Origin of the sequence: Erythrobacter sp. QSSC1-22B (assembly GCF_001678665.1) — a bacterium.
Classification (GTDB): domain Bacteria; phylum Pseudomonadota; class Alphaproteobacteria; order Sphingomonadales; family Sphingomonadaceae; genus Qipengyuania.
In genome coordinates, this window is the sequence record NZ_LZRP01000003.1 from 22,515 (window position 1) to 45,473 (window position 22,959).

A 22,959-nucleotide genomic window follows, 5' to 3' on the forward strand; every position below is an offset into this window, starting at 1 on the left:
TTGCTACGCCGAGCGGGCCATCTCGCAGCCATGCTTTCGGTGCTCGACATTTTCCGGATCGGGATCGGTCCCTCTTCCTCGCACACCGTGGGACCGATGCGGATCGGCGGTATGTTCCTGCGGGCGTTGGCCAAATCCGGTGGTCTGGCGCAGACCGCGCGGGTCACGGTAGAGCTGCAGGGCTCGCTGGCGCTGACCGGGATCGGCCACGGCACGCCCGATGCGGCGATCCTCGGACTCATGGGTTTCAGCCCCGAAACCACCTGCCCCGACGAGGCAGCCGCGGCCCTGGCGCATTTGCGCGAAACGGGGCGGCTCGAACTGGCGGGCGGGCACGCGATCGGTTTCGATCCGCGCGGCGACATCGACCTCGCCGGGCACATCATCCCCAAGCTGCACCCCAATGGCATGCGGCTGGCAGCGCTCGACCACGCGGGTGCAACGCTGTTCGAGCGGACCTATTATTCGACCGGTGGCGGTTTCGTCGCCTCCGAGGCGCAATTGAAGAAACGCCCCGCCAACGACCGCGTGGCGGCGGGGACCGCGGTGGCGCATCCCTTCGGTTCCGCCGAGGAACTGCTGGCGCAATGCGCGGGCAACGAGCTTTCGATCGCCGAACTCACGCTCGCCAACGAGGACAGCTTTCGCCCGCGTGCCGAGACGCTCGCCGGGCTCGACCGTGTCGCCGAGGCGATGGACAGCTGCATCGAGCGCGGGCTGAGCCAGCGCGGGGTGCTTCCCGGCGGGCTCAAGGTCGCCCGCCGCGCGCCCGATCTGTGGGACAAGCTGTCCGCCGCGCCGCTGTCCAACGAGCGCGAGGCGCTGTTCGACTGGCTCAACTGCTTCGCCATGGCGGTGAACGAGGAAAACGCTGCCGGGGGACGCGTGGTCACCGCACCAACCAATGGCGCGGCGGGCATCATCCCTTCGGTGATCCGCTTCTATTGCAAGAATGCCGAGGAAGAGCGCTGCACCGACAGCCGCCGCACCTTCCTGCTCACCGCCGGCGCGATCGGGCTGCTCTACAAGCAGCGCGCCTCGATTTCGGGGGCCGAGATGGGCTGCCAGGGCGAGGTCGGGGTCGCCTGTTCGATGGCGGCGGGCGGGCTTGCGGCGCTGTGGGGCGCGAGCCCCGATCAGGTCGCCAGCGCGGCGGAGATCGGGATGGAGCACAATCTGGGCCTCACCTGCGATCCGGTCGGGGGCCTCGTGCAGGTGCCCTGCATCGAGCGCAATGCGATCGGCGCTGTGAAAGCGGTCAACGCCGCGCGGCTGGCGCTGCACCGGACCGCGGCGGAAAGCTGCGTCAGCCTCGACCAGGTGATCGAGACCATGCGCCAGACCGGTCTCGACATGTCGACCAAATACAAGGAAACCAGCCAGGGCGGGCTCGCGGTCAACGTCATCGAATGCTGACCGGATAATGCCGACTGGACATGGGGCGCGGGGCGGATAGTCTCGCGCGCCATGACCAAAACCGCACCCACCCCCGCCGACCTCACCGCCGAATTCGGCACTTACGACACCATCCTGCGCCGCTGGGCCGCGGTGCAGCCCGAGGCCATCGCGCTGCGCGACGATAGCGGCGAACTGAGCTGGGGCGCGCTGGACCAGCGGCTCGACCGGATCGCGGCGCGGCTGGTCGAGACCGGGCTGGAACGCGGACAGTCGGTCGCGATCCTGGGCTATTCCTCGCTGGCCTATGCGCTGGTCTTTCTCGCCGCGGTGCGCGCGGGCGGGGTCGCCGCGCCGCTCACCACCAGCGCCAGTCCCGAGCAGCTCGCGGGCATGGCCGCCGACAGCGGCGCCCGGCATATCTTCATCGACCGCGCCAAGCTGACCGAGCTGGGCGAGGGCTGCTTCCCGGGCATGGAGCGGATCGTGCTCGACGAGGAGCTCGATAACTGGATGGCGCCCGCAGGAGCCACGCCGCCTACCTTCGCGCCCGAACCCGGCGATCCCTTCAACATCATCTATTCCTCGGGCACCACCGGCACCCACAAGGGGATCGTCCATTCGCATCTGATGCGCTGGCGGCAATTCGCGACCACCGCCGCGAGCTATCGCGCCAGCGAGCAGCCGGTGCGCGCGCTCGCCTCGACCCCGCTTTATTCCAACACCACCATGGTCGCCTTCCTCGCGCCGCTGCTGGCGGGCGGGACGGCGACCGTGATGGCCAAGTTCGATGCCTCGCGCTGGCTGGAAATCGCGCAGGCGCAGGCCATCTCCCACACCATGCTGGTCCCGGTGCAATATCGCCGGTTGATGCAGGAGCCGCGTTTCGACAGCTTCGACCTGTCGGCGCTGCGCTACAAATACTGTACCTCGGCGCCGTTCTCGGCCGAGCTCAAGGCCGAGGTGCTCGATCGCATGCCGGGCGCGCTGATCGAAATCTATTCGATGACCGAGGGCGGGGTGGTCTGCCTGCTGGCGGCGCATGAGCACCGCGACAAGCTGCACACCGTCGGGCGACCCGCGCCGGGGAGCGAATTGCTGGTGCTCGACGACGAGGACCGGCCCGTCCCGCCGGGCACGCCGGGCAATCTGGTCGGGATCGGTCCGGCGATGATGATGGGGTACAAGAACCAGCCGGGCAAGACCCGCGAAGGCCACTGGACCCACCCCGACACCGGACAGGTGTGCCAGCGGATGGGCGATATCGGACGGCTTGATGCCGAGGGTTTCCTCGAGCTGGTCGGGCGCGCCAAGGACATGATCATCTCGGGCGGGTTCAACATCTATCCGGTCGATCTGGAAGACGCACTGATGGCCGAAGGCGACGTGGTCGAGGCCGCGGTGATCGGAGTCGCCTCCGAACAATGGGGCGAGACCCCGGTGGGTTTCGTGGTGCTGGCCGAGGGCGCGCGCGAGTCCGAAGCGATCCGCAATGCGGTCAACGCGCGGCTGGGCAAGACCCAGCGGCTGGCGCAATTGCACGCGGTCGACGACATGCCGCGCAGCCATATCGGCAAGCTGCTCAAGACCGAATTGCGCGAGGAAGCGGTCCGCCGCGGGCTGCCTGCCTAACCGATCTGGCCGAGTCTCCAACACCCCTGGCGGGTGCTTTCGAGACGCGGCCACCATCGGGAGGGTGGGAGAGGGAGAAGGGGGCCGCGTCTCTACTCGCTGCCATATCGCCTTGCGGGACCGATCGCCGATCGACGGGGGAGAGGATCGCTGGTTGCGACCGGTCTCACCGCAAGGAAGGCCGAAAACCACAGCACGATGTCGTGCATCGCGGCGGGTTTCGAACGTGTCGACCGGGAGGGGGGACATCCACTGGTCGACTGTGCGATCTGTAATAATGTTACAGCCTCGCGTACGAAAGTGAGAAAACATCCAGCACAGTTGCGATTCGCGCAAGACCGCCCGAGATGGCCGGTTCGAGCCACATTTCCGATCGCGATCGCTTTGATTTCGCTGCCATGATTGCCCGCGCTGGACGGGTTCCCGTCGAGGCCTTAACGCGGCGCGCATGGACCAAGCGCATCTCCCCGATTCCATCCTTATCGTCGATTTCGGCAGCCAGGTGACCCAGCTGATCGCGCGCCGCGTGCGCGAAGCCGGAGTCTATTCCGAAATCGCGCCCTACACGATGGCCGAGGAGGCCTTCGCGCGGATGAAGCCCAAGGGGGTGATTCTCTCGGGCTCGCCCGCCAGCGTCCCCGACGAGGGCAGCCCGCGCGCGCCCGCCGCGCTGTTCGAGGCGGGGATCCCGATCCTCGGCATCTGCTACGGTCAGCAGGTGATGACCCAGCAGCTGGGCGGCGAGGTCCGTCCGGGTCACGAAACCGGTGAAGGCGGAGAATTCGGCCGCGCGTATCTGACCGTGACCGAGCCTTGCGCGCTGTTCGACGGCTTGTGGGAAGTCGGCGAGCGCCACCAGGTGTGGATGAGCCATGGCGACAAGGTCACGCAATTCGCGCCCGGTTTCGACATCGTCGCCACCAGCGATGGCGCGCCCGTCGCGGTGATCGCCGACGAGGCGCGGCGCTTTTACGGCATCCAGTTCCACCCCGAAGTGGTCCACACCCCCGATGGCGCGAAGCTGATCGCCAATTTCACCCGTCATGTCTGCGGGCTGGCGGGCGACTGGACCATGGCCGAATTCCGCGCGACCAAGATCGCGGAGATTCGCGCGCAGGTGGGAGATGGCAAGGTGATCTGCGGATTGTCGGGCGGGGTCGATTCGGCGGTCGCCGCGGTGCTGATCCACGAGGCGATCGGCGAGCAGCTGACCTGCGTCTTCGTCGACCACGGCCTGATGCGGCAGGGCGAGGCCGAGCAGGTCGTTTCGCTGTTCAAGGGCTCCTACAACATTCCGCTGGTCCACCGCGATGTCGAGGAGCTGTTCCTTTCCGGGCTGGCCGGGGTCACCGACCCCGAGGCCAAGCGCAAGTTAATCGGCAAGACCTTCATCGATGTCTTCGAGGAGGAAGCCAAGGCGATCGGCGGCGCCGATTTCCTCGCGCAGGGCACGCTCTATCCCGATGTCATCGAAAGCGTCAGCTTCACCGGCGGGCCATCGGTGACGATCAAGAGCCACCACAATGTCGGCGGGCTGCCCGAGCGGATGAACATGCAGCTGGTCGAGCCGTTGCGCGAATTGTTCAAGGACGAGGTGCGCGAGCTGGGCCGCGAGCTGGGGCTGCCCGAAGCCTTCGTCGGCCGCCATCCCTTCCCCGGTCCCGGCCTCGCGATCCGCATCCCCGGCGAAGTGACCAAGGAGCGCTGCGACATCCTGCGCAAGGCCGATGCGATCTATCTGGAGGAAATCCGCAACGCCGGGCTCTACGATGCGATCTGGCAGGCCTTTGCGGTGCTGCTCCCGGTGAAGACCGTAGGGGTGATGGGCGATGCGCGCACCTACGACAATGTCTGCGGGCTTCGCGCAGTGACCAGCACCGACGGCATGACCGCCGATGTCTATCCCTTCGACGCCGGTTTCCTGACCAATGTGGCGACCCGTATCGTCAACGAGGTGCGCGGCATCAACCGGGTGGTCTACGACTACACCAGCAAGCCGCCGGGCACGATCGAGTGGGAGTAGAGGGTTGCGCGGGCTTTGGAGATGACACCGATCGTCTGTAGCGCCTGAAATGCAACTCCCCCTCGGCCCCGATCCGCGCACCGAGACGCTGCGGCGGCTCCAGCCGCTGCTGGTCCAGCGCTTCGGGCGGATCGAGCGGGCGGCGGCGAAGTGGCGGCGGCCCGAATGGGTGCTGGTACAGGGGCTGATCGGCGCGCGGACCAAATCGCCGATCTCCAACGCCGCGACCGACCGGCTGCTGGCGCGCTATAGAACATGGGAGGCGGTCGCCGAGGCTCCGCTCGACGAGTTGCGCGAATTGCTGACGACGCAGACCTACCCCAATGTCGCCGCCGAGCGGCTCAAGCGCGCGCTGCAGGCGGTGGTGGCGGAGCGCGGCGCGTTCGATCTGGGGCATCTCGAACCGCTCGACACGACCGAAGCGCTGGCCTGGCTCGAAACGCTCCCCGGGGTCGGGCGCAAGATCGCCGCCGGGGTGGTCAACGCCAGCTCGCTCGACCGCAAGGCGCTGGTGCTCGACGGGCACCACATCCGCATCCTGCAACGGATGGGGCTGGTGCCGCCAAAGGCCGACACCGCGCGCGCCTATGCCGCGATCATGCCCGCGATGCCGCCCGAATGGAGCGCCGCCGATTACGACGAGCATCACCTGCTGATGAAAAAGGTCGGGCAGAATACGTGCCGTCCGAGCCATATGGATTGTCCGGCCTGCCCGGCGCAGGCGCTGTGCAGGACCGGGCAGGCGCGGCACGAAGCGGCTGAGCCTAGTGCCTAGCGTCCCGCCATGCTGCGCGCGCTGAGGATTTCGACCCAATAGCCATCGGGGTCCTTGATGAAGGCGATGTGCTTCATCATCCCGTCCTCGGGGCGTTTCTGGAACTCGACCCCGTGCTTGTCGAAATGCGCCACCGCGACGGCGAGATCGGGAACGTCGAGCGCGATATGGCCGAAGCCCTGCGGCGCCGCATTGCCATCGTGATAGACCGGGCCGTCTTCCTCCTCGGTGCCCCAATTGTGGGTGAGTTCGAGCACGCCCTGGCGCGAGAAGACGTATTCGGTCGCATCGGCCTCACCCTTGGGGACCTCGTCCTCGCTCGAGGTGAAACCGAGGAAATAGAGCGAGAACTCGCCGGCCTCGATATCGGCCTTGCGCAGCAAGGTCATGCCCAGCACCCCGCAATAGAATTCGAGGCTCTTTTCCGGGTCCTTGACCCGCAGCATGGTGTGGTTGAGCGTGTAGCCGTGCGGATTGGCGGTCATCGGGGGTTCTCCTTGCGAGTCCTGTGTTGTGCGCTCCCATGCACGGTCGGGCCGAGCGGCGCAAAGGGGTTGCCTACCAGCTGAAGCCCGCGTCGATGGCGCGCCGTTCGGCGGGTGTCGTGCTGCGCCCCAGTGCCTCGTTGCGATGCGGGTAGCGCCCGAAGCGGGCGATCATCGTGTGGTGCGAGCGGGCGAAGGACAGCGAAGCGGGAGCGTGGCGCGCGAACATTGTCAGGCTGAGCCGCTGGTCGGCGATCGCCTCGCTGTGCATCAGCGGCATCAGCAGGAATTGTTTCGCATCCTGCGCCAGCCCCCGGTGCCAGCCACGCGCAAGCATGCCGTGGGTAAGCTCCAGCGCCAGCGGATCCCAGGCGAAGGCCTGCGCGCCGCCGCGGTAGAGATTGCGCGGCACCTGGTCGAACAGCAGGATGGCGGCGCGCGCGGTTTTGGCATCGCCCAAGAATTCTTTGGCAGGTCGCCGCCCCAGCGCGTGGAGCCAGCGCTCGAACCGTTCGTACAATAGCAGATCGACCGCTGGAGAGCCGCCGAACCAGTCTTCGGGTCCCAGTTGGTTGAACCAGACGTAGAGCAGGTCCGCAGCCCAGGGCCGGTGGGCCAGTGTCATGCCTGTATCATCCGGTCCTGTATCATCCGGGGGTCATGCTGCGGGATCAGCCTTCGCGGCGGTAGGGAACGAAGTCCTCGAGGAAAATGACGCCGGTGAAGAAATTGCCCGCGCGGCTCGAGGTGGTGATCTGGTCGAGACGGCACAATTGCGAGGCGCTGGTTTTTCTGATCGTCATCCGGTCGTCATCGTCGAGCGAGTCGGGATTGGCGGTGCGATTGACCCAGATGGTGTCGCCCCGCTTTGCCACGAGCGCGGCGCCATCGATTATGGTGAGCGGGTCGCTGCCCATCAGTCGGATACAGCGCTCCGGTTCGCCCGCAACGCGGCCTTCGAGCATCTGCGCCAGCTTGGCCTCGCCCCTGGGGCGCTCCTCGGCGGTTGCGGGTGCAGCCATGAGCGTAAGCGCAGCCGAAGCGGCGGCGAGTGCAGAGAGCTTGTTCATCGCGAATCTCCTTTGGAACCTACCTGTATCCGAGCAGCGCTGAACCCGCGATGAGTGCCGCCCAGTGGCTGCCCGGTGCCCGCCCTGTGGCCAGCCGTCAGCCGGTGCCGCCCACCGTCAGCCCGTCGATCAGCAGCGTCGGCTGGCCCACCCCGGCGGGGACGCTCTGCCCGGCCTTGCCACAGACCCCGACACCCTCGTCGAGCGCGAGGTCGTTGCCGATCCCGCTCACCCGCGTGAGCACCGAGGGGCCGTCGCCGATCAGCGTCGCGCCCTTGATCGGGGCGACGATCTTGCCATTCTCGACCTTGTAGGCCTCGGTGCAGGCGAAGACGAACTTGCCCGAGACGATATCGACCTGTCCGCCGCCGAAGGAGGTGGCGTAGATCCCGTCTTTCACCCGCGACAGCAGCTCGGCGGGATCGTCGTGCCCGGCGCGCATGAAGGTGTTGGTCATCCGCGGCATGGGGGCGTGCTGGTAGTTCTCGCGGCGGCCGTTGCCGGTCGCCTCGACGCCCATCAACCGGGCGTTGAGCCGATCCTGCATATAGCCCTTGAGCACGCCATCCTCGATCAGCACGGTCTCGCGCGTCGGGGTGCCTTCGTCGTCGATGCTGAGCGAGCCGCGGCGTTCGGCGATCGTCCCGTCGTCGACCACGGTGACCCCGGGCGCGGCGACCCGCTCGCCGATCCGGCCGGAGAAAGCGCTGGTGCCCTTGCGGTTGAAATCGCCCTCGAGCCCGTGGCCGATCGCTTCATGGAGCAGGATACCCGGCCAGCCGGGGCCGAGCAGCACGGTGGTTTCGCCCGCGGGTGCGGCGACGCTGTCGAGATTGACCAGCGCCTGACGCACCGCCTCGTCGATACCTCGCATCCATTGGCCTTCGTCGAACAGGTGGTCGTAGAGATAGCGTCCGCCCATCCCGAAGCTGCCGCGCTCGCGGCGGCCGTTGGCTTCGGCGACGATGGCGATGTTGAGCCGCACCAGCGGGCGGATGTCGCGCGCGACGAAACCGTCGGGGCGGATGATCTCGACCGTGCTCCAGCTTGCCGAAAGGCTGGCGGTGACCTGCGCGACGCGCGGGTCCTTGGCGCGCGCCACCGCGTCGATCTTCTCGAGCAGCGCGACCTTCTCGGCAAAGGGCACCGCGTCGAGCGGGCTGTCGGCGGTGTAGAGATGGCGGTTGCTGCGCTGCGGCGGCGCGGCGAGCGGAGATTTGGTCGCATCGAGCAATTGCAGCGTTTCGCCTGCGCGGGCGATCGCGGCGGCGCTGATCTCGTTGGCATGCGCGAAGCCGGTCATCTCGCCCGACACGCCGCGCAGGCCGAACCCGGAATCGCGGCTGTAATCGGCGTTCTTCAGTCTGCCGTCGTCGAAGGCGAAGGATTCCGAAGCGAGGAACTGGAGGTAGAGCTCGCCATCGTCGCAGGAGGAAAGCAGCTTTGCGGTAAGCGCCTTGGCTTCGTCGGGGGAGAGCGAAGCGCCGTAGAGCAGCGCATGCGGATCGGTGGTCTGGTTCATTCCGCCTATGTAGGCGTCCGGCGCGCGCTGCGAAAGGTCGCGGCGCCTTGGCTGCTTAGCGGTGTCCGGGGTCGCCGCCTTCGGAAATGTCGGGAAGGGTCGCCTGGTCGGCGCCATCCGCCGGGCCGCCGCGCAGGACGAAGCGGCGATCGCAATAGCCGCAATCGACATAGCCGTGCTCGTCGATCTCGAGATAGATCTTGGGATGGCCCAGCGCGGCGGGGCGGAAATTCGCGCCGCCGCGAATGTCGCTGGCACCGTCACACCAGACGCGGGTCAGGTCGACGGTAATGGTTTCGGGCGGGGCGATGCTCATGAGCCAAGCCGTTAGAGGCTGCACGGCCCCTGCGCAACGCCGCAATAGCCCCCACGCAGTGCCGCTCCTGCCGCTTGCCTTGTGCCGCGCGGCTACCTAACCGCCGCAGCATGGTATCACCCCCCGCGATCCGCATTGACAATCTGGCCAAGCGCTACGCCCCCGGCAAGGGCGAGGCGGGCGAAGGCAAGGAGGCGCTCAAGGGGGTCAGTTTCGACGTCCCTCAGGGCGGCATCTTCGGCCTGCTGGGCCCCAATGGCGCGGGCAAGTCGACGCTGATCAACATCCTCGCCGGGCTGGTCGACAAGACCGGTGGCAGTGCCGAGATCTGGGGGTTCGACATCGATCGCAACCGCCGCAACGCCAAGCGCTCGATCGGAATCGTGCCGCAGGAAATCGTCTTCGATCCTTTCTTCACTCCCTTCGAGGTGCTCGAAAACCAGGCCGGGTTCTACGGCGTCCCCAAATCCGCGCGCCGCAGCGAGGAACTGCTGCGCGCGGTGCATCTCTGGGACAAGCGCGACGCCTATGCGCGCACGCTCTCGGGGGGCATGAAGCGCCGCCTGCTGATCGCCAAGGCGATGGTCCATTCCCCGCCGATCCTGGTGCTCGACGAGCCGACCGCGGGCGTCGATGTCGAGCTGCGGCGGCAATTGTGGGAGCTGGTTTCGGGGCTCAACGCGCAAGGGGTGACGGTGGTGCTGACCACGCATTACCTCGAGGAAGCCGAGCAATTGTGCGACCGGATCGCGATCATCAACCATGGCGAGCTGATCGCCAACAAGCCGACGCAGGAATTGATCGGGATGGCGCGCGAGAAGATCGTCTCGGTGACGGTCGACAAGGATCTCGCCGGCCCGCCGATGCACGAAAGCTTCCTCAAGGCCGAAGTGATCGAAAGCCGCAGGCTCGACATCACCTACGACCGCGACGCCACCACCGCGGGCCAGGTTCTCGCGCTGGTCCAGAGCCATGGCTATGCGATCCAGGACGTCACCACCCGCGAAGCCGATCTCGAGGATGTCTTCGTCCAGCTGACCGGCGGGGGCTGAGGCTGTCGCGCAGCTCCCGCTTGCGGCAGCGGTCCGGGGTGGGCAAGAGATACGAATGAGCGCTTCCCAACATTCGCACGACGTCCTGATCATCGGCTCCGGCGCGGCCGGATTGACCGCCGCGCTGGCGCTGGCCGAGAAACGCAAGGTGCTGATTCTCGCCAAGGGTTCGCTCGACGGCGGCTCGACCGCCTGGGCGCAGGGCGGCATCGCCGCGGTGCTCGATGCCGGGGACACGTTCGAGGACCACATCCGCGACACCATGGTGGCGGGCGCGGGGCTCAACGATCTCGAGACAGTGGAATTCGTGATCGAGCGCGCGCCGCGCAGCATCGACCGGCTCACCGAGCTGGGCGTCCCCTTCAACCGCGGCTCCGACGATATGGGCGGCGATCTCCATCTCACCCGCGAGGGCGGGCACAGCCACCGCCGCATCGTCCATGTCGACGATGCTACCGGCTGGGCAGTGCAGGAGGCGCTGCTCAAGGCCGCCGCGGCCAATCCCAACATCACCATGCTGCCCGGCCGGGCGTGTATCGACCTGATCACCGGACGCAATGCCGAGCGTTTTTCGGGCGATGGCCATATCTGGGGCGCCTATGCGCTCGACGAGGCCACCGGCAAGGTCGAGGCGCATGTCGCGCGCGCCACGGTGCTCGCCGCGGGGGGCGCGGGGCGCTGCTACCGGTTCTCGACCGCGCCGCGCGGCGCCACCGGCGATGGCATCGCCATGGCGTGGCGCGCCGGGGCACGGGTCTCCAACATGGAGATGATGCAGTTCCACCCGACCTGCCTCTACAATCTCGAGATCAAGAACTTCCTCATCACCGAGGCGGTCCGCGGCGAGGGCGGGCGGCTGATCAACCCGCGCACCGGTCACCGCTTCATGGTCGATTACGACCCCGAGCGGATGGAGCTGGCCCCGCGCGACGTGGTCGCCCGCGCGATCGATTCCGAGATCAAGCGCTTCGGGCTCGACTACGTCCATCTCGACATCAGCCACCAGCCCGCAGAATTCGTCCGCGAGCATTTCCCCACCATCGACGAGAAGCTTCGGGGTCTCGGCATCGACATGACCAGCGAGCCGATCCCGGTGGTCCCGGCGCAGCATTACACCTGCGGCGGGGTGGTGGTCGATCTCGCCGCGCGGACCGATCTGCCGGGCCTGTGGGCGGCGGGCGAATGCACCGAGAGCGGGCTGCACGGCGCCAACCGGCTGGCCTCCAATTCGCTGCTCGAATGCTTCGTTTTCGGCGAGGCGGCGGCGCGCGACATCCTCGACCGCTGGGACGAGATGAAGGAACCGCCCGCGATCCGCGAATGGGACGACACCCAGGTCACCGATTCGGACGAGGAGGTGGTGATCAAGCAGAACTGGACGGAAATCCGCCGCTTCATGTGGAATTACGTCGGGATCGTGCGCACCACCAAAAGGCTCGAACGCGCCGCCAACCGCATCGATCTGCTGCGTAAGGAGGTCGAGGATTATTACGGCAGCTTCCGCGTCACCACCGATCTCATTGAATTGCGCAACCTGCTCGATGCGGCGGACCTGATCGTCCGCAGCGCGCTCAGGCGCGAGGAGAGCCGGGGCTTGCATTTCATCCTCGACCACCCGCAGACCGACAAGGTGGCGCGCGACACGGTGCTGGTCCCCTAGACGCCAGACCCGCGCTCCGTCGCGTATCCGGTCCGCCCGGGCGCAATCGGGGTTCGCGGCGCGGATAAAACGCCGCCCCCACTCGTAGATCAGGCAGTGGCCCAGCGAGGCCAATGCAAATTCTACGAGGAGATACCCCTATGTCAGCCCCGAAAAACCTGGCCGATTGCTACACCCACGAACTCGCCGACAGCTGGTCCGCCAACGACCAGATGGAGAAGGCCGTTCGCGAACTCGCCGAAGCGGCTGGCGACAGCAAGCTCAAGCAGCGGCTGAGCAAATCAGCCGATGGCATCGTCAAGCACACCGAGGCGATCAAGAAGCTGCTCAAGGATTGCGGCGTCTCCGAAAAAGAGCATTGCAAGGGCATGGAAGGCCTCGTGAAAGAGGCGAAGAAGCACGCTCTCGAAGCCGATATCGAGGATCACGACGTCCGCGACGTGCTGATCATCTCGCAGTTCCAGCGGATGTGCCACTACGGCATCTGCGGCTTCGGCACCGCGAAGGCCTTCGCCGAAGCGCTGGGCAAGAGCGAGCATGTCTCCGAACTCGACCGCATCACCGCGGAGATCTATGATACCGACGAGAACATGACCGATCTGGCCGAACGCAGCGTCAATCTGCAGGCCAAGCACTCCTGATCGTCAGACAGTCCGACGAACCGGCGGGGCGGGGCGTGAAAACGCTTCGCCCGCTTTTCGTCAGAAGCCGTTTTTCGTCAGAAGCCGAGGCCCTCGATCCCGAGGCTCTCGAGGCCCTGGAAATCCAGCAGCCGGGCAATCAGGATCAGCGCCATCGCGCCGAGGATGCTGCTGAGGCAACCCGCGCGGTTGAAGCCGCCGCGTCCGCGATGGAACACCAGCCCCGCAAGCAGCGATCCGCCCACCCCGAGCAGGATCGTAGCGATCCAGCCCATTTCGACCGCGCCGGGGTAGAACAAGCGTGCCAGAGCGCCAACGATCAGCCCGGTGATAATCGCGCCGAGAATGTTAAGCATGGACATTGTCTCCTTCATGCGCCGTATTGGCGTCGCAAAACCATAACAGTGAAACAGGGAGGCAAGCCTTGCCAACAGTGACCGCGAACGGCGTCGAAATCCATTACGAAGAGCAGGGCGATCCGGCAAACCCGGCGATGCTGCTGATCATGGGGTTCGGTGCACAGCTGACGCTGTGGCCCGATGAGCTGGTCGAGGGGCTGGCGAACCGAGGGTTTCGCGTGATCCGCTATGACAATCGCGATGTCGGGCTGAGCCAGAAATTCACCGGCCACAAGCCGCCCGGCCCCGCGCGGCAGGTGCTGATGGGCAAGATCGGGCTGAAGCCCAAGGTTCCCTATACGCTCGCCGATCTGGCCGACGATGCCGCCGGCCTGCTCGATGCGCTCGATATCGCCAAGGCGCATATCGTCGGCGCGAGCATGGGCGGGATGATCGCGCAGCATGTCGCCGCGCGCCATCCTGACCGGTGCCTGTCGCTGACCTCGATTTTCTCCACCACCGGCAATCCCAAACTGCCATCGGCGAAGAAGGAAGCACTCGACGCGCTGACCAAGCGACCCGAAAGCACCGAGGAAGCGGTGCTGGTGGAGCACGGCAAATATCTCGCCCGCACGATCGGTTCGCCTGCCTATCCGACCCCCGACGACCGGCTTCACGAGCGCACCCAGGCTTCGATCCGGCGCAGCCTCTATCCTGAAGGCCCGACGCGGCATCTTGCTGCGATCCTCCACGATGGCGATCGCCGCAAGATGCTGCGGGAAATCGATCTGCCGACGCTGGTCCTGCATGGCGAGGCCGATCCGCTGGTCCCGGTCGAGGGCGGGCGCGACACCGCGGCGACGATTCGCGGCGCGCGAATCAAGACCATACCGGGCTGGGGCCACGATCTCCCGCTCGAACTGGTCGACGAGATCGCCGATGAGATCGCGGACCATGCCGGCCAGGCGGTGCCTGCCTAGGAATTACGGGCGAATTACTGGCGTCGGTTCGAAAAAATATAGGCCCGGTGGCGGTCCGTCGCCAGATGCGAATCTGATGCGCCCCAAAACGGGCGTGCGCAACGGATCACGCTATCCGGGATAATTAGCATCTGATAAATATCGACTCGGCAATGCTTCATTGCTGATGGAGTTACTGATGGATCGGGAAACAATCGCCTATTTGCTGATCGTCGTTCTGGCTATCGCAACAGTGGCGGCGATGGTGTTCGCGTATCAGAACACCCCCAAGCGCAAACACAAGCGGCTGCTGAAGCAACAATACGCGTCGCGTCGCGAACAGCAGGCGAAGCGTCACAGCGATTAGGCGCACGAGACACGATCTCGCGCCCAATCCCCTACACGAAATTGCCCACCGGATAGTTGGTCAGCCCGGCCAGGCGGCGACTGCCAGGGATTCGAAAATTGCGGGTTCCGATTCGATCGCTTCAAGCGCCTCGAAAAGCCGTTCTGCCCGCAAAAATTTTTTCACGGATTCATTTTGGGTCTTGCGCGCGCGCAAACCCCAGCTTGGTCCACGCGTCGCGGCGTTGCAGCCTGATAACACAGCAGGGTTCGACAGCCGCGAGCGGTGTTAAATCGACATTCACCCTCTTGCGCCGACGTGGCTTCCGATTCACTATCTAGTGGTTGGAATACCGGGGGGACCCACAAGACCTAGCGATGGCACGGCGCAGCACCCATATCGGGTCATGCCTGGCCGGAGCGCGGTTCCGGGGACAAGACGGGGATAAGTTTTGATATCCCGGTGGTCCCGAACTGCTAGGCTGGGGCCTCCCGCCGACTCGAACACATGCGGAACAGGCTACGGCCGACCGCAGCAAGAAATGGTGGGACTGCAATGGATTTCAGAAACGGGAACGATGGCGCGATGAACCTCGACGGCGAAACCCAGGAAATCGAGCCGAATATCGAGGACGCGCAAGCTCCCACCAACACAAGCGATGCCGATGCATCGGGAAAAGCGGTCGAAATGGAACGAAGCGATACAGGTAGCGAAGCCTTGATCGAGGATGGTGCCAGCCGCGCCGTGGCCAGCGCGCTGGCGCAGGCCGCCAAGGCCAACGCCGCCAACGCGGCCGAAGCTGCGGCCGAGCACGACAGCAAGAAGATCCTCGACCGGCGGTTCACGATTGTCACCGATGCGGCGCGCGATTCGGAGCTGACCGAATTTGGCAAGGAAACGCTCAACGACCGCTATCTGCTGCCCGGCGAGACCTATCAGGATCTGTTCGCGCGCGTCGCCGATGCCTATGCCGACGATCAGGAGCACGCGCAGCGGCTCTACGACTATATCTCGCGGCTGTGGTTCATGCCCGCCACCCCGGTGCTGTCCAACGGCGGCACCCATCGCGGGCTGCCGATCTCCTGCTACCTCAATTCGGTCGACGACAGCCTCGAAGGCATCGTCAACACCTGGAACGAGAACGTCTGGCTGGCGAGCAAGGGCGGCGGGATCGGCACCTATTGGGGCCATGTTCGCGGCATCGGCGAGCCGGTCGGCCTCAACGGCAAGACCAGCGGCATCATCCCCTTCGTGCGGGTGATGGACAGCCTTACGCTCGCCATTTCGCAGGGCTCGCTGCGGCGCGGCTCGGCGGCCTGTTATCTCGACGTCAACCACCCCGAGATCGAGGAATTCCTCGAGATCCGCAAGGCTTCGGGCGACTTCAACCGCAAGGCATTGAACCTGCACCACGGCGTGCTGCTGACCGACGCCTTCATGGAAGCGGTCCGCGACGGCGCCGAGTTCGATCTGGTCAGCCCGCGCGATGGCTCGGTGCGCAAGACCATCGATGCGCGCTCGCTGTTCCAGAAGCTGGTCGAAACCCGGCTGGCGACGGGCGAGCCCTATATAGTCTTCTCCGACACGGTGAACCGGATGATGCCCAAGCATCACCGCGAACTGGGGCTCAAGGTCTCGACCTCGAACCTGTGCTCGGAAATCACGCTTCCCACCGGCCGCGACCATCTCGGCAACGATCGCACCGCGGTGTGCTGCCTGTCCTCGCTCAACCTCGAAAAATGGGACGAGTGGCAGGGCGACAAGCAGTTCATCGAGGATGTCATGCGCTTCCTCGACAACGTCCTGCAGGACTATATCGACCGCGCGCCCGAAGAGATGGCGCGGGCCAAATATTCGGCGATGCGCGAGCGCAGCGTCGGCATGGGGGTGATGGGGTACCACTCCTTCCTCCAGCAGAAGAGCATCGGTTTCGAGAGCCCGATGGCCAAGGTGTGGAACCTCAAGATGTTCAAGCACATCAGCGCCAAGGCCGAGGAAGCCAGCATGGTGCTGGCCAAGGAACGCGGGCCGTGCCCCGATGCCGAGGAAACCGGCGCGATGGAGCGCTTTTCGTGCAAGATGGCGATCGCGCCGACCGCGTCGATCAGCATCATCTGCGGCGGCACCAGCGCCTGCATCGAGCCGGTCCCCGCCAATATCTACACCCACAAGACGCTGTCGGGCAGCTTCATCGTCAAGAACCCCTATCTCGAGAAGATTCTCGACAAGAAGAGCAAGAATTCCAACAATGTCTGGAATTCGATCCTCGAGAAGGGCGGCTCGGTCCAGCACCTCGATTTCCTCAGCGTCGAGGAAAAGGCGACCTTCAAGACCAGCTTCGAGATCGATCAGCGCTGGCTGCTCGAATTCGCCGCCGATCGCGCGCCCTTCATCGACCAGGCGCAGAGCCTCAACCTGTTCATCCCCGCCGATGTCGACAAATGGGATCTGATGATGCTGCACTTCCAGGCCTGGGAGAAGGGCATCAAATCGCTCTATTACCTGCGCTCGAAGAGCGTGCAGCGCGCAGGGTTCGCGGGCGGCGTCGAGGCCGACAACACCGCCGATGCGGCCAAGATCGAGCTGATGGCCGGGCTGGAAGAGCAGACCGATTACGAGGAATGCCTGTCCTGCCAGTGATGGCCTGCCAATGATTGCCTGCCAGTAGCGGCATGCCGCTGGCCGGCGGTCTTGGCCAACCAGACACGAAAACCCCGGCGGCACCGCATGGTGCGCCGGGGTTTTTCATGACCTGCCGATCCCGCGGGGCCGGTGGTTTCAAATTCCGTTCGGGTCAGACGGTTTGCGTCGCCTTGTTGCCCAGGCCGGCGGGGATTCTCGCGCCTTCCTTGAGATAGACTCGGTTGTCTTCGATCTTGTCGACGTCGTTCATCGACAGGAAGTGATGCATGCTGTCGGCGGCATCCGTCTTGGTCAGCTTGATCTTGTCGCCCTCGACATCGTCGACGGTTCCGACATGATCGCCCTTGGCGTTTGCGACTTCCATGTGCTCTTTGATGCGGATCTTCTCGAACATAAAGTTCTCCAGTATTTTGCTTTGCTTATACCCTATCAACGGGTGGGTCAGGGGCTCCGTTCCTCGGTTCGTCGTCGCTGAGCAACGGGTCGTGAGGCGGTGTCTTTTGCGCGGCCACCCGCGCGCCGGTCAGTCGCTGCCGAGTGGTCGCTTGGCATCGGCCTGGGCCTGACGGGCGGGGTCGGTGGAGGTTTCGCCGACAACGGCGTCGCCGTTCTTGCGCTCGTTCGGGCGCTCTTCCGAGCGCTTGTCCGGCTTCGCGCCGGGCGCGGCGTCCTGTTCCATCTTGCCATCGGCATCGCGGCTGTTGCCATAGCCCGCCTGCGCCTTGCCGGGCGCCTCGCCCTGTCGTTGTTGACCCTGCTGCTGGCGGGTCTCGCCCTCGCGCGGACCGGTGCGATCGGGCTCGCCCGGTGCGGTGTCGTTCGAGAGGGTTACCTTGCGGCTGTCGTTTGGTTCATACTGTCCCATGGTGTGTCTCCTTCACACCATCAACGGATCGCGGCACCGCAGCGTTCCGCGGCCCGTCGCAGGAAAACCCCGCTTCCAGCCTTGCTTCCGCGCCTGTCTGCGACCCGCTCCGCCGCCCATTTTCCCGCTTTGTTCGCTTGACCGGTGCTTATCCCCGCCGAATCGACAAGGTTTGGCTTCGAAAACCGGCCGCGATTCCCTATATGAGTCGTTCACGCCAAACCGGAGGCACACAAGATGTCGTTGCTCGAAGCCCGCAAGACCTACAAGCCCTTTGAATACCCGTGGGCCTACGACTTCTGGAAACGCCAGCAACAGATCCACTGGATGCCCGAGGAAGTGCCGCTGGGCGAGGATTGCCGCGACTGGGCGCAGAAGCTCTCCGATCACGAGCGCAACCTGCTCACCCAGATTTTCCGCTTCTTCACCCAGGCCGATATCGAGGTGCAGGATTGCTACCACGAGAAATACGGCCGGGTGTTCAAGCCGACCGAGGTCAAGATGATGCTCGCCGCCTTCTCCAACATGGAGACGGTGCACATCGCCGCCTACAGCCATCTGCTCGACACCATCGGCATGCCCGAGAGCGAATACGGCATGTTCCTCGAATATGAGGAGATGAAGGCCAAGGTCGATTATCTCGACCAGTTCGGGGTCGATTCCGACGAGGATATCGCGCGCACGCTGGCGATGTTCGGCGGCTTCACCGAAGGGCTGCAATTGTTCGCCAGCTTCGCGATGCTGATGAACTTCCCGCGCTTCAACAAGATGAAGGGCATGGGCCAGATCGTCAGCTGGTCGGTGCGCGACGAGAGCCTGCATTGCGAAGGCATCATCAAGCTGTTCCACGCGTTCTGCGAGGAGCGCGGCTGCCTGACCAAGGCGGTCAAGGAAGACATCATCGACATGTGTCAGAAGACGGTGCGGCTCGAGGATGCCTTTATCGATCTGGCGTTCGAGCAGGGCCCGGTCCACGGCATGACCGCCAAGGAAATCAAGAAATACATCCGCTACATCGCCGACTGGCGGCTGTCGCAGCTCGGCTTCCAGCCGGTCTATATGGTCGAAGACCACCCGCTCCCCTGGCTCGCCCCGCTGCTCAACGGTGTCGAGCACGCGAACTTCTTCGAAACCCGCGCCACCGAATATTCCAAGGGCGCGACCACGGGCAATTGGCAGGACGTCTGGTCGAACTTCGACAAGCGCTCCAGCTCGCGCGCCAAGGCCGCCAACGAGGAAGAGGTCAGCGTGGACGATGGGCCGGGGCTGTTTGGGGATTCGAGCAGCGTCGCGGCGGAGTGATTTGAGCGGTGCCCAAGGTCTTCGACTGGAACGGGTACCGCTTCCACTTTTATTCCAACGAAGGCGATCCGCGCGAGCCGCCGCACGTTCATGTCCGCAGGGGCATGGCGAACGCGAAGTTCTGGCTGCGGCCCGACGTCGTGCCCGCCTATAGCAAAGGGATCACCCCGCAGATGCTTTCGCGGCTGAGCCATGTTATCGAGGACCGTCGCGACGAGATCGAAAGGGCCTAGCGTGATTTCTTCTCCTGAACCCGTGGCGGTGCATTTCGACGAACACAGCTTTGTGGTCGAGCTCGCGGATGGCCGCTCGTTGGGCGTGCCGCTGGCGTGGTTCCCGCGCCTGCTGCACGCATCGCCCGAAGAGCGCGCCAAGGTCGAGCTGAGCAGCGCCGGCCTGCATTGGGAGGCGCTCGACGAGGATATCTCGATTGCCGGGTTGCTGGCGGGGCGGGGCGATGTGTCGCGGAGCGAGCGCGAGGCGGCGGAGTGAAGTGGGCCGAGCTTTTCCCTAGCCGCGAAGATATGCCAAACTCAGCTTCTAGCTTTTACATCGGCGGGGTGACTTTATCAGAAGGATCAGAGCTTACCTTTACCGAAGGGGACGTTCTGCTCATTGTCGGGCCAAATAATTCGGGAAAGTCAACTTTCCTTCGCAACATTGCTGACTTTCTTCGGGACTCGCGAATCGCACGAAAGATGCTCGTCAAAGTTGAGCTGAAAACAACGATAGACATCGTAAGGGAGCGTATTAGGGAAGTCTACAACGTCCAAGAGAGTGAGCTTCAGCTTTTAATACTTAATGCGGATCAAAACATCGATTTCAGCGTGAGTGTGTACGATTGGAGTGTTGAGAATCCCCAATTGGATAAGGCGGTTCGTGCATTTGCCACTACACTGAATGCGGAGACGCGACTTTCGCTCTCAAATCCGACGGACACCTTAGACATTCAGTTCGGAAGACCCTCTCATCCTTTCCACAACTTCATGCTCAACAGAGAGGTTCTAAGAAAATTTGCCGGTGTGATTAAAGAGGCCTTCTCGCTGGATTTCACTATAACAAGGATCGGAAATCCCCTTCGCGGCTACGTGGGCTCTCAGTTCAGGAATTCGGAAGATAACTTGGAGGCAGACAAGGAGATCCCTCAACTCGGAGAGCCGATCGACGCCCAAGGTGATGGGATCCGAAGCTACTCAGGTATCGCCGCTGAAATCGTTGGCTCGGATCATCCAATAACACTGCTAGATGAACCTGAAGCTTTCCTTCATCCTCCTCAAGCTAAGAAGCTGGGGCGCCTTCTGTTGAAGGAGCTATCTCCTAGCCGTCAAGCATTTGTCGCAACTCATAGTAGCGACTTTTTACAGGGCGTTCTTTCTTCAAAGTCGCATCGTATAAAGGTTCTGAGACTCGACCGGACCTATGACTCGCTGAGCGCTAACCTGCTTGAGAACGAGCAGTTACTGTCTGCCCTGATCCACCCTTCAGTTGCCAATAGCAATCTTCTAGACTCACTGTTTTTTTCTCAGACGGTGATTTGTGAAGGAGATGCGGATTGCGGTCTCTTCGACTGGACAGTTCGAGAGCTAGGCGATGAGAAAATGACCTCCAAAGATCGCTTCTGGTTCGCTAGCGGAGGGAAGCACCAGACGCCTAAGATCGCGAGATTATTGTCGACGTTCGGCGTGGACTTCCGTGTCATCCTAGACTTGGACGCCATCGCCGACTGGGATCTGCTTAGCCATCTTTCTGAGCTAAAAGGTTTGGATATAGCTCCCTATAGGGGGAGAATAGCTTCCGCCTTGAGAGTGCTTGCCAGACCAGAAACGGCGGCGGTGATCTCGGAAATTAAGGGTCGTATTGCAAGCAATAGTGAGTCTCTCGACGAAGGCGAAGCAAGAGTCTTATTAAAAGATATTCAGCGGTCTCTCGAAAAGGTGCGTCGTTCGCAACCCCTAAAGCAATATGGTGTAGCTGCATTCCGGAACGGGCAGGAGCGCAAAGACGTGCAGATATTTCTTCAGCGCCTCACGGATGTCGGTATTATTCTTCTGCCGAAAGGCGAGCTTGAAAGCTACGTGCCGGAGGTAGGATTGCATGGACCTGGATGGGCTCACGCAGTCTTGGAGGATGACGAGGCTCACAAGGTTGCACTGCGAGAATTGCTCAGCGACATCTCTCACGGAATCTCATAGCAGGGTGTTCCCGATTCGGCGCGCTCGGTGTTGCAACGGCCCGTGTCGGCATCGGTCGTAGTCTCGCCCACCTCCGGCCCCTCCCGCAAGTGGGAGGGGTGTTGTTTGGATCGGTTCCGAGCCGATTTCGCAAACCGGAAGGCTAGCTATCTTTATCGATTAACACCATCCCCGCCGCACACCCTGCCATTCCTCCGCCAGCCCCTCGTCGACCAGCACCGCGCCAAGGCTCGCGCCGTCGCGGGTGACGGTGCGCAGCAGGCGGCCGTAGCGGTCGCGGTCGCGGTCCACTGGCTCCAGAGAGAACGCGCCCTCGTTGAGCAGCGCCTGCATCCGCCGGGTCGCGGCTCCGCCCAGTGCGGCCTCGCGCGCGCAGTCGGGGCTGGTCACTTCGGGGGTGTTGATATCGGCGATGCGGATCTTCTCGCCACGGTACCAGATGGTGTCGCCATCGACCACGCAGGTCACCCGCGCCCCCCCGCCGCAGATGGCGAAACGCGCTCTCTCGCTGTCTCGCGTTCCAGCAGCCTCGCCGCGCGGCAGCTCGAGCACTGCGGCGAGCCCGGCGGGCGGGCCGTCCCACATAAACACCAGCGCAAACGCTGCCAGCGGCACCGCCACCAGTAGCGCATTGCCCCAGCGCGGGGTCTTGCGGCGGCGGCGGAAGCGGGCGGGAGCGGGGGAACGACGCGGCATCGCCGCATCATGCGCCGCCAGTTCTCACCGAAGGCTTAAGCCCGCGGCGTGGTCCGGCCTAATCGTGGCCCCACGGCGCAGGCGGGGCGGGGATCGGCTGCGAGAGGTCGAATTCGACCCGGAAGTCGCGCGCATTGGCGCCCTCGCGCATCAGCCGGTAGGCGAACACCGGGTTCTCGGCGCCCGCCGGGTCGACCGCGACGCGCCAGACATTGGTGACCGAGACGTCGAGCCCCTCGCGCCGGAACATGGCAACGCTCTCGGCATCGACCGGGAAGTCCTGAACCCGCGCGGTGCCCTGGGTGGCGGTGTCGCCGCCATACATCGTGACATCGTCCTCGCTGCCGTCCTCGTGGCGGTGGTCGTGCTTGAGCCGCAGGCCATCTGCCGTGCGGGTGATCAGCCAGGTGCGGCTGCGGTTCCAGCTGCCGTCGGCCTGGCGGATGTGGAACGGGACCGCGATCCGCTCGTCGGAACATTCGCGGACATGCATCGCCATTTCCATGCCGCGCATGTCGGCGTCGGGCGCCTCGTTGCTGGTCAGTCCGCCGGCATAGGCCTTGCCGCAATGGCTCGACAGCGCGGCCCAGAATTGGTCCTGCGGGGTCGCGGCGCCAGTGGCGGCGGTTTGCGAGGGGGCGGTAGCGCAGGCGGCGAGCGCCATGGCGGGAGCAAGGGCGAGGCTTAGTGCGATGTTTTTCATGGCGCAGATGGTGCCATGGCAAGCGCAGTTTGACCAGCGGCACCAGACCGCTGCGGAACGGCCAGCGCCGCCGTCCATTGATTCGGAGACACAAACAGGAGGCTACCATGACCGACCCCGTCCCCGATCCCAAACCCTTCACCCGCTGGTTCTGGGTTGCCGCCCTCGTCCTGCTGGCGGTCGCGGTGGTGATCTTCGTCTTCGACGCCGATGGCGACGAGGAACTGGAGACCGTTCCCGACTACGCGACCACCACCACCGAGGAACGACTCAACACCGATCTCGAGATCGACACGTCAGAGCCAGCGCCCGAGCCTGCTCCCGAGTAATTGCGCCGCAGCCCT

General features: G+C 64.3%; 26 protein-coding genes. 15 read left to right on the forward strand and 11 right to left on the reverse strand.

Annotated features, from left to right (window positions below; translation table 11 throughout):
• Positions 1–30: 30 nt before the first annotated feature.
• The 4 genes from A9995_RS06065 to nth all read left to right on the forward strand — a co-directional run bounded on the left by A9995_RS06065 (position 31) and on the right by nth (position 5,825).
• Positions 31–1,416 (forward strand): L-serine ammonia-lyase, encoded by a 1,386-nt coding sequence (locus A9995_RS06065; RefSeq protein ID WP_067610429.1) that lies wholly within the window; start codon positions 31–33, stop codon positions 1,414–1,416.
• A 51-nt stretch (positions 1,417–1,467) separates the two neighbouring features.
• Positions 1,468–3,027, forward strand: a complete 1,560-nt coding sequence (locus tag A9995_RS06070) for a class I adenylate-forming enzyme family protein (protein ID WP_067610431.1) — start codon at positions 1,468–1,470, stop codon at positions 3,025–3,027.
• Between the two features lie 448 nt (positions 3,028–3,475).
• Positions 3,476–5,050 carry a glutamine-hydrolyzing GMP synthase gene (guaA, locus tag A9995_RS06075; RefSeq protein ID WP_067610433.1) on the forward strand — a complete coding sequence of 525 codons (1,575 nt, stop codon included), beginning with the start codon at positions 3,476–3,478 and terminating at the stop codon, positions 5,048–5,050.
• 49 nt (positions 5,051–5,099) lie between these two features.
• Positions 5,100–5,825, forward strand: a complete 726-nt coding sequence (gene nth / locus A9995_RS06080; RefSeq protein WP_067610435.1) for an endonuclease III — start codon at positions 5,100–5,102, stop codon at positions 5,823–5,825.
• On the opposite strand, the gene gloA is transcribed toward nth, so the two are convergent.
• The 5 genes from gloA to A9995_RS06105 form a co-directional block, all read right to left on the reverse strand.
• On the reverse strand, positions 5,822–6,310 hold the full coding sequence (gene gloA, locus A9995_RS06085) for a lactoylglutathione lyase (protein ID WP_067610437.1): 489 nt from the start codon (positions 6,308–6,310) through the stop codon (positions 5,822–5,824). The two genes, nth and gloA, sit on opposite strands and share 4 nt — an antisense overlap.
• Before the next feature lie 73 nt (positions 6,311–6,383).
• Positions 6,384–6,935, reverse strand: coding sequence for a DUF924 family protein (locus A9995_RS06090; RefSeq protein ID WP_067610439.1), 552 nt, complete (start codon positions 6,933–6,935; stop codon positions 6,384–6,386).
• Positions 6,936–6,981: 46 nt separating this feature from the next.
• Positions 6,982–7,380 (reverse strand): hypothetical protein, encoded by a 399-nt coding sequence (locus tag A9995_RS06095; RefSeq protein WP_067610441.1) that lies wholly within the window; start codon positions 7,378–7,380, stop codon positions 6,982–6,984.
• A 97-nt stretch (positions 7,381–7,477) separates the two neighbouring features.
• The gene (gene tldD, locus A9995_RS06100) at positions 7,478–8,902 is read right to left on the reverse strand and encodes a metalloprotease TldD (protein ID WP_067610443.1); all 1,425 of its coding nucleotides are present in this window, start codon (positions 8,900–8,902) and stop codon (positions 7,478–7,480) included.
• Positions 8,903–8,957: 55 nt separating this feature from the next.
• Positions 8,958–9,218: a zinc-finger domain-containing protein gene (locus A9995_RS06105; protein WP_067610445.1), complete on the reverse strand. Its 261-nt coding sequence runs from the start codon at positions 9,216–9,218 to the stop codon at positions 8,958–8,960.
• Positions 9,219–9,328: 110 nt separating this feature from the next.
• Here A9995_RS06105 and A9995_RS06110 point away from each other — a divergent pair, with 110 nt between their 5' ends.
• From A9995_RS06110 to A9995_RS06120, 3 genes are all read left to right on the forward strand, one after another.
• The gene (locus tag A9995_RS06110) at positions 9,329–10,270 is read left to right on the forward strand and encodes an ABC transporter ATP-binding protein (protein WP_067610447.1); all 942 of its coding nucleotides are present in this window, start codon (positions 9,329–9,331) and stop codon (positions 10,268–10,270) included.
• A 55-nt stretch (positions 10,271–10,325) separates the two neighbouring features.
• Positions 10,326–11,930 carry an L-aspartate oxidase gene (gene nadB / locus A9995_RS06115; RefSeq protein WP_067610449.1) on the forward strand — a complete coding sequence of 535 codons (1,605 nt, stop codon included), beginning with the start codon at positions 10,326–10,328 and terminating at the stop codon, positions 11,928–11,930.
• A gap of 140 nt (positions 11,931–12,070) precedes the next feature.
• Positions 12,071–12,571: a ferritin-like domain-containing protein gene (locus A9995_RS06120; RefSeq protein ID WP_067610451.1), complete on the forward strand. Its 501-nt coding sequence runs from the start codon at positions 12,071–12,073 to the stop codon at positions 12,569–12,571.
• A 77-nt stretch (positions 12,572–12,648) separates the two neighbouring features.
• On the opposite strand, the gene A9995_RS06125 is transcribed toward A9995_RS06120, so the two are convergent.
• A complete protein-coding gene (locus A9995_RS06125; RefSeq protein WP_067610984.1) occupies positions 12,649–12,927 on the reverse strand; it encodes a GlsB/YeaQ/YmgE family stress response membrane protein in 279 nt (92 codons plus the stop codon).
• Between the two features lie 77 nt (positions 12,928–13,004).
• Here A9995_RS06125 and A9995_RS06130 point away from each other — a divergent pair, with 77 nt between their 5' ends.
• Positions 13,005–13,889, forward strand: coding sequence for an alpha/beta fold hydrolase (locus A9995_RS06130; protein ID WP_369815817.1), 885 nt, complete (start codon positions 13,005–13,007; stop codon positions 13,887–13,889).
• 178 nt (positions 13,890–14,067) lie between these two features.
• Entirely contained in the window at positions 14,068–14,235 is a 168-nt protein-coding gene (locus A9995_RS16990) for a hypothetical protein (RefSeq protein ID WP_168157341.1), read from the forward strand.
• Between the two features lie 60 nt (positions 14,236–14,295).
• Here A9995_RS16990 and A9995_RS17530 read toward each other — a convergent pair whose 3' ends face one another.
• Positions 14,296–14,430: a hypothetical protein gene (locus A9995_RS17530; protein ID WP_255360153.1), complete on the reverse strand. Its 135-nt coding sequence runs from the start codon at positions 14,428–14,430 to the stop codon at positions 14,296–14,298.
• A gap of 339 nt (positions 14,431–14,769) precedes the next feature.
• On the opposite strand from A9995_RS17530, the gene A9995_RS06135 reads away from it, so the two are divergent.
• Complete coding sequence (locus A9995_RS06135; protein WP_067610455.1) at positions 14,770–16,854, forward strand: ribonucleoside-diphosphate reductase subunit alpha; 2,085 nt, start codon at positions 14,770–14,772, stop codon at positions 16,852–16,854.
• Positions 16,855–17,008: 154 nt separating this feature from the next.
• On the opposite strand, the gene A9995_RS06140 is transcribed toward A9995_RS06135, so the two are convergent.
• Together A9995_RS06140 and A9995_RS06145 are read right to left on the reverse strand one after the other, a co-directional pair.
• The gene (locus tag A9995_RS06140; RefSeq protein WP_067610457.1) at positions 17,009–17,251 is read right to left on the reverse strand and encodes a DUF2171 domain-containing protein; all 243 of its coding nucleotides are present in this window, start codon (positions 17,249–17,251) and stop codon (positions 17,009–17,011) included.
• A 129-nt stretch (positions 17,252–17,380) separates the two neighbouring features.
• Positions 17,381–17,722: a hypothetical protein gene (locus A9995_RS06145; protein WP_067610459.1), complete on the reverse strand. Its 342-nt coding sequence runs from the start codon at positions 17,720–17,722 to the stop codon at positions 17,381–17,383.
• Positions 17,723–17,959: 237 nt separating this feature from the next.
• Here A9995_RS06145 and A9995_RS06150 point away from each other — a divergent pair, with 237 nt between their 5' ends.
• Genes A9995_RS06150 through A9995_RS06165 form a run of 4 tightly spaced genes read left to right on the forward strand, consistent with a single transcriptional unit; the run spans position 17,960 to position 21,216 of the window.
• Positions 17,960–19,024, forward strand: coding sequence for a ribonucleotide-diphosphate reductase subunit beta (locus A9995_RS06150; protein WP_067610461.1), 1,065 nt, complete (start codon positions 17,960–17,962; stop codon positions 19,022–19,024).
• Positions 19,025–19,032: 8 nt separating this feature from the next.
• Positions 19,033–19,257, forward strand: coding sequence for a DUF4160 domain-containing protein (locus A9995_RS06155; RefSeq protein WP_067610463.1), 225 nt, complete (start codon positions 19,033–19,035; stop codon positions 19,255–19,257).
• Position 19,258: 1 nt separating this feature from the next.
• Complete coding sequence (locus A9995_RS06160; RefSeq protein ID WP_233998112.1) at positions 19,259–19,516, forward strand: DUF2442 domain-containing protein; 258 nt, start codon at positions 19,259–19,261, stop codon at positions 19,514–19,516.
• Positions 19,513–21,216 carry an ATP-dependent endonuclease gene (locus tag A9995_RS06165; protein WP_145916832.1) on the forward strand — a complete coding sequence of 568 codons (1,704 nt, stop codon included), beginning with the start codon at positions 19,513–19,515 and terminating at the stop codon, positions 21,214–21,216. The genes A9995_RS06160 and A9995_RS06165 overlap by 4 nt, the downstream gene beginning before the upstream one ends.
• Before the next feature lie 159 nt (positions 21,217–21,375).
• Here A9995_RS06165 and A9995_RS06170 read toward each other — a convergent pair whose 3' ends face one another.
• Both A9995_RS06170 and A9995_RS06175 read right to left on the reverse strand, forming a co-directional pair.
• Positions 21,376–21,912 (reverse strand): thermonuclease family protein, encoded by a 537-nt coding sequence (locus tag A9995_RS06170; protein ID WP_082992526.1) that lies wholly within the window; start codon positions 21,910–21,912, stop codon positions 21,376–21,378.
• Between the two features lie 58 nt (positions 21,913–21,970).
• The gene (locus A9995_RS06175; protein WP_067610469.1) at positions 21,971–22,615 is read right to left on the reverse strand and encodes a hypothetical protein; all 645 of its coding nucleotides are present in this window, start codon (positions 22,613–22,615) and stop codon (positions 21,971–21,973) included.
• Between the two features lie 107 nt (positions 22,616–22,722).
• On the opposite strand from A9995_RS06175, the gene A9995_RS06180 reads away from it, so the two are divergent.
• Positions 22,723–22,944, forward strand: a complete 222-nt coding sequence (locus A9995_RS06180) for a hypothetical protein (RefSeq protein WP_067610471.1) — start codon at positions 22,723–22,725, stop codon at positions 22,942–22,944.
• The last annotated feature ends 15 nt before the right edge of the window (positions 22,945–22,959 follow it).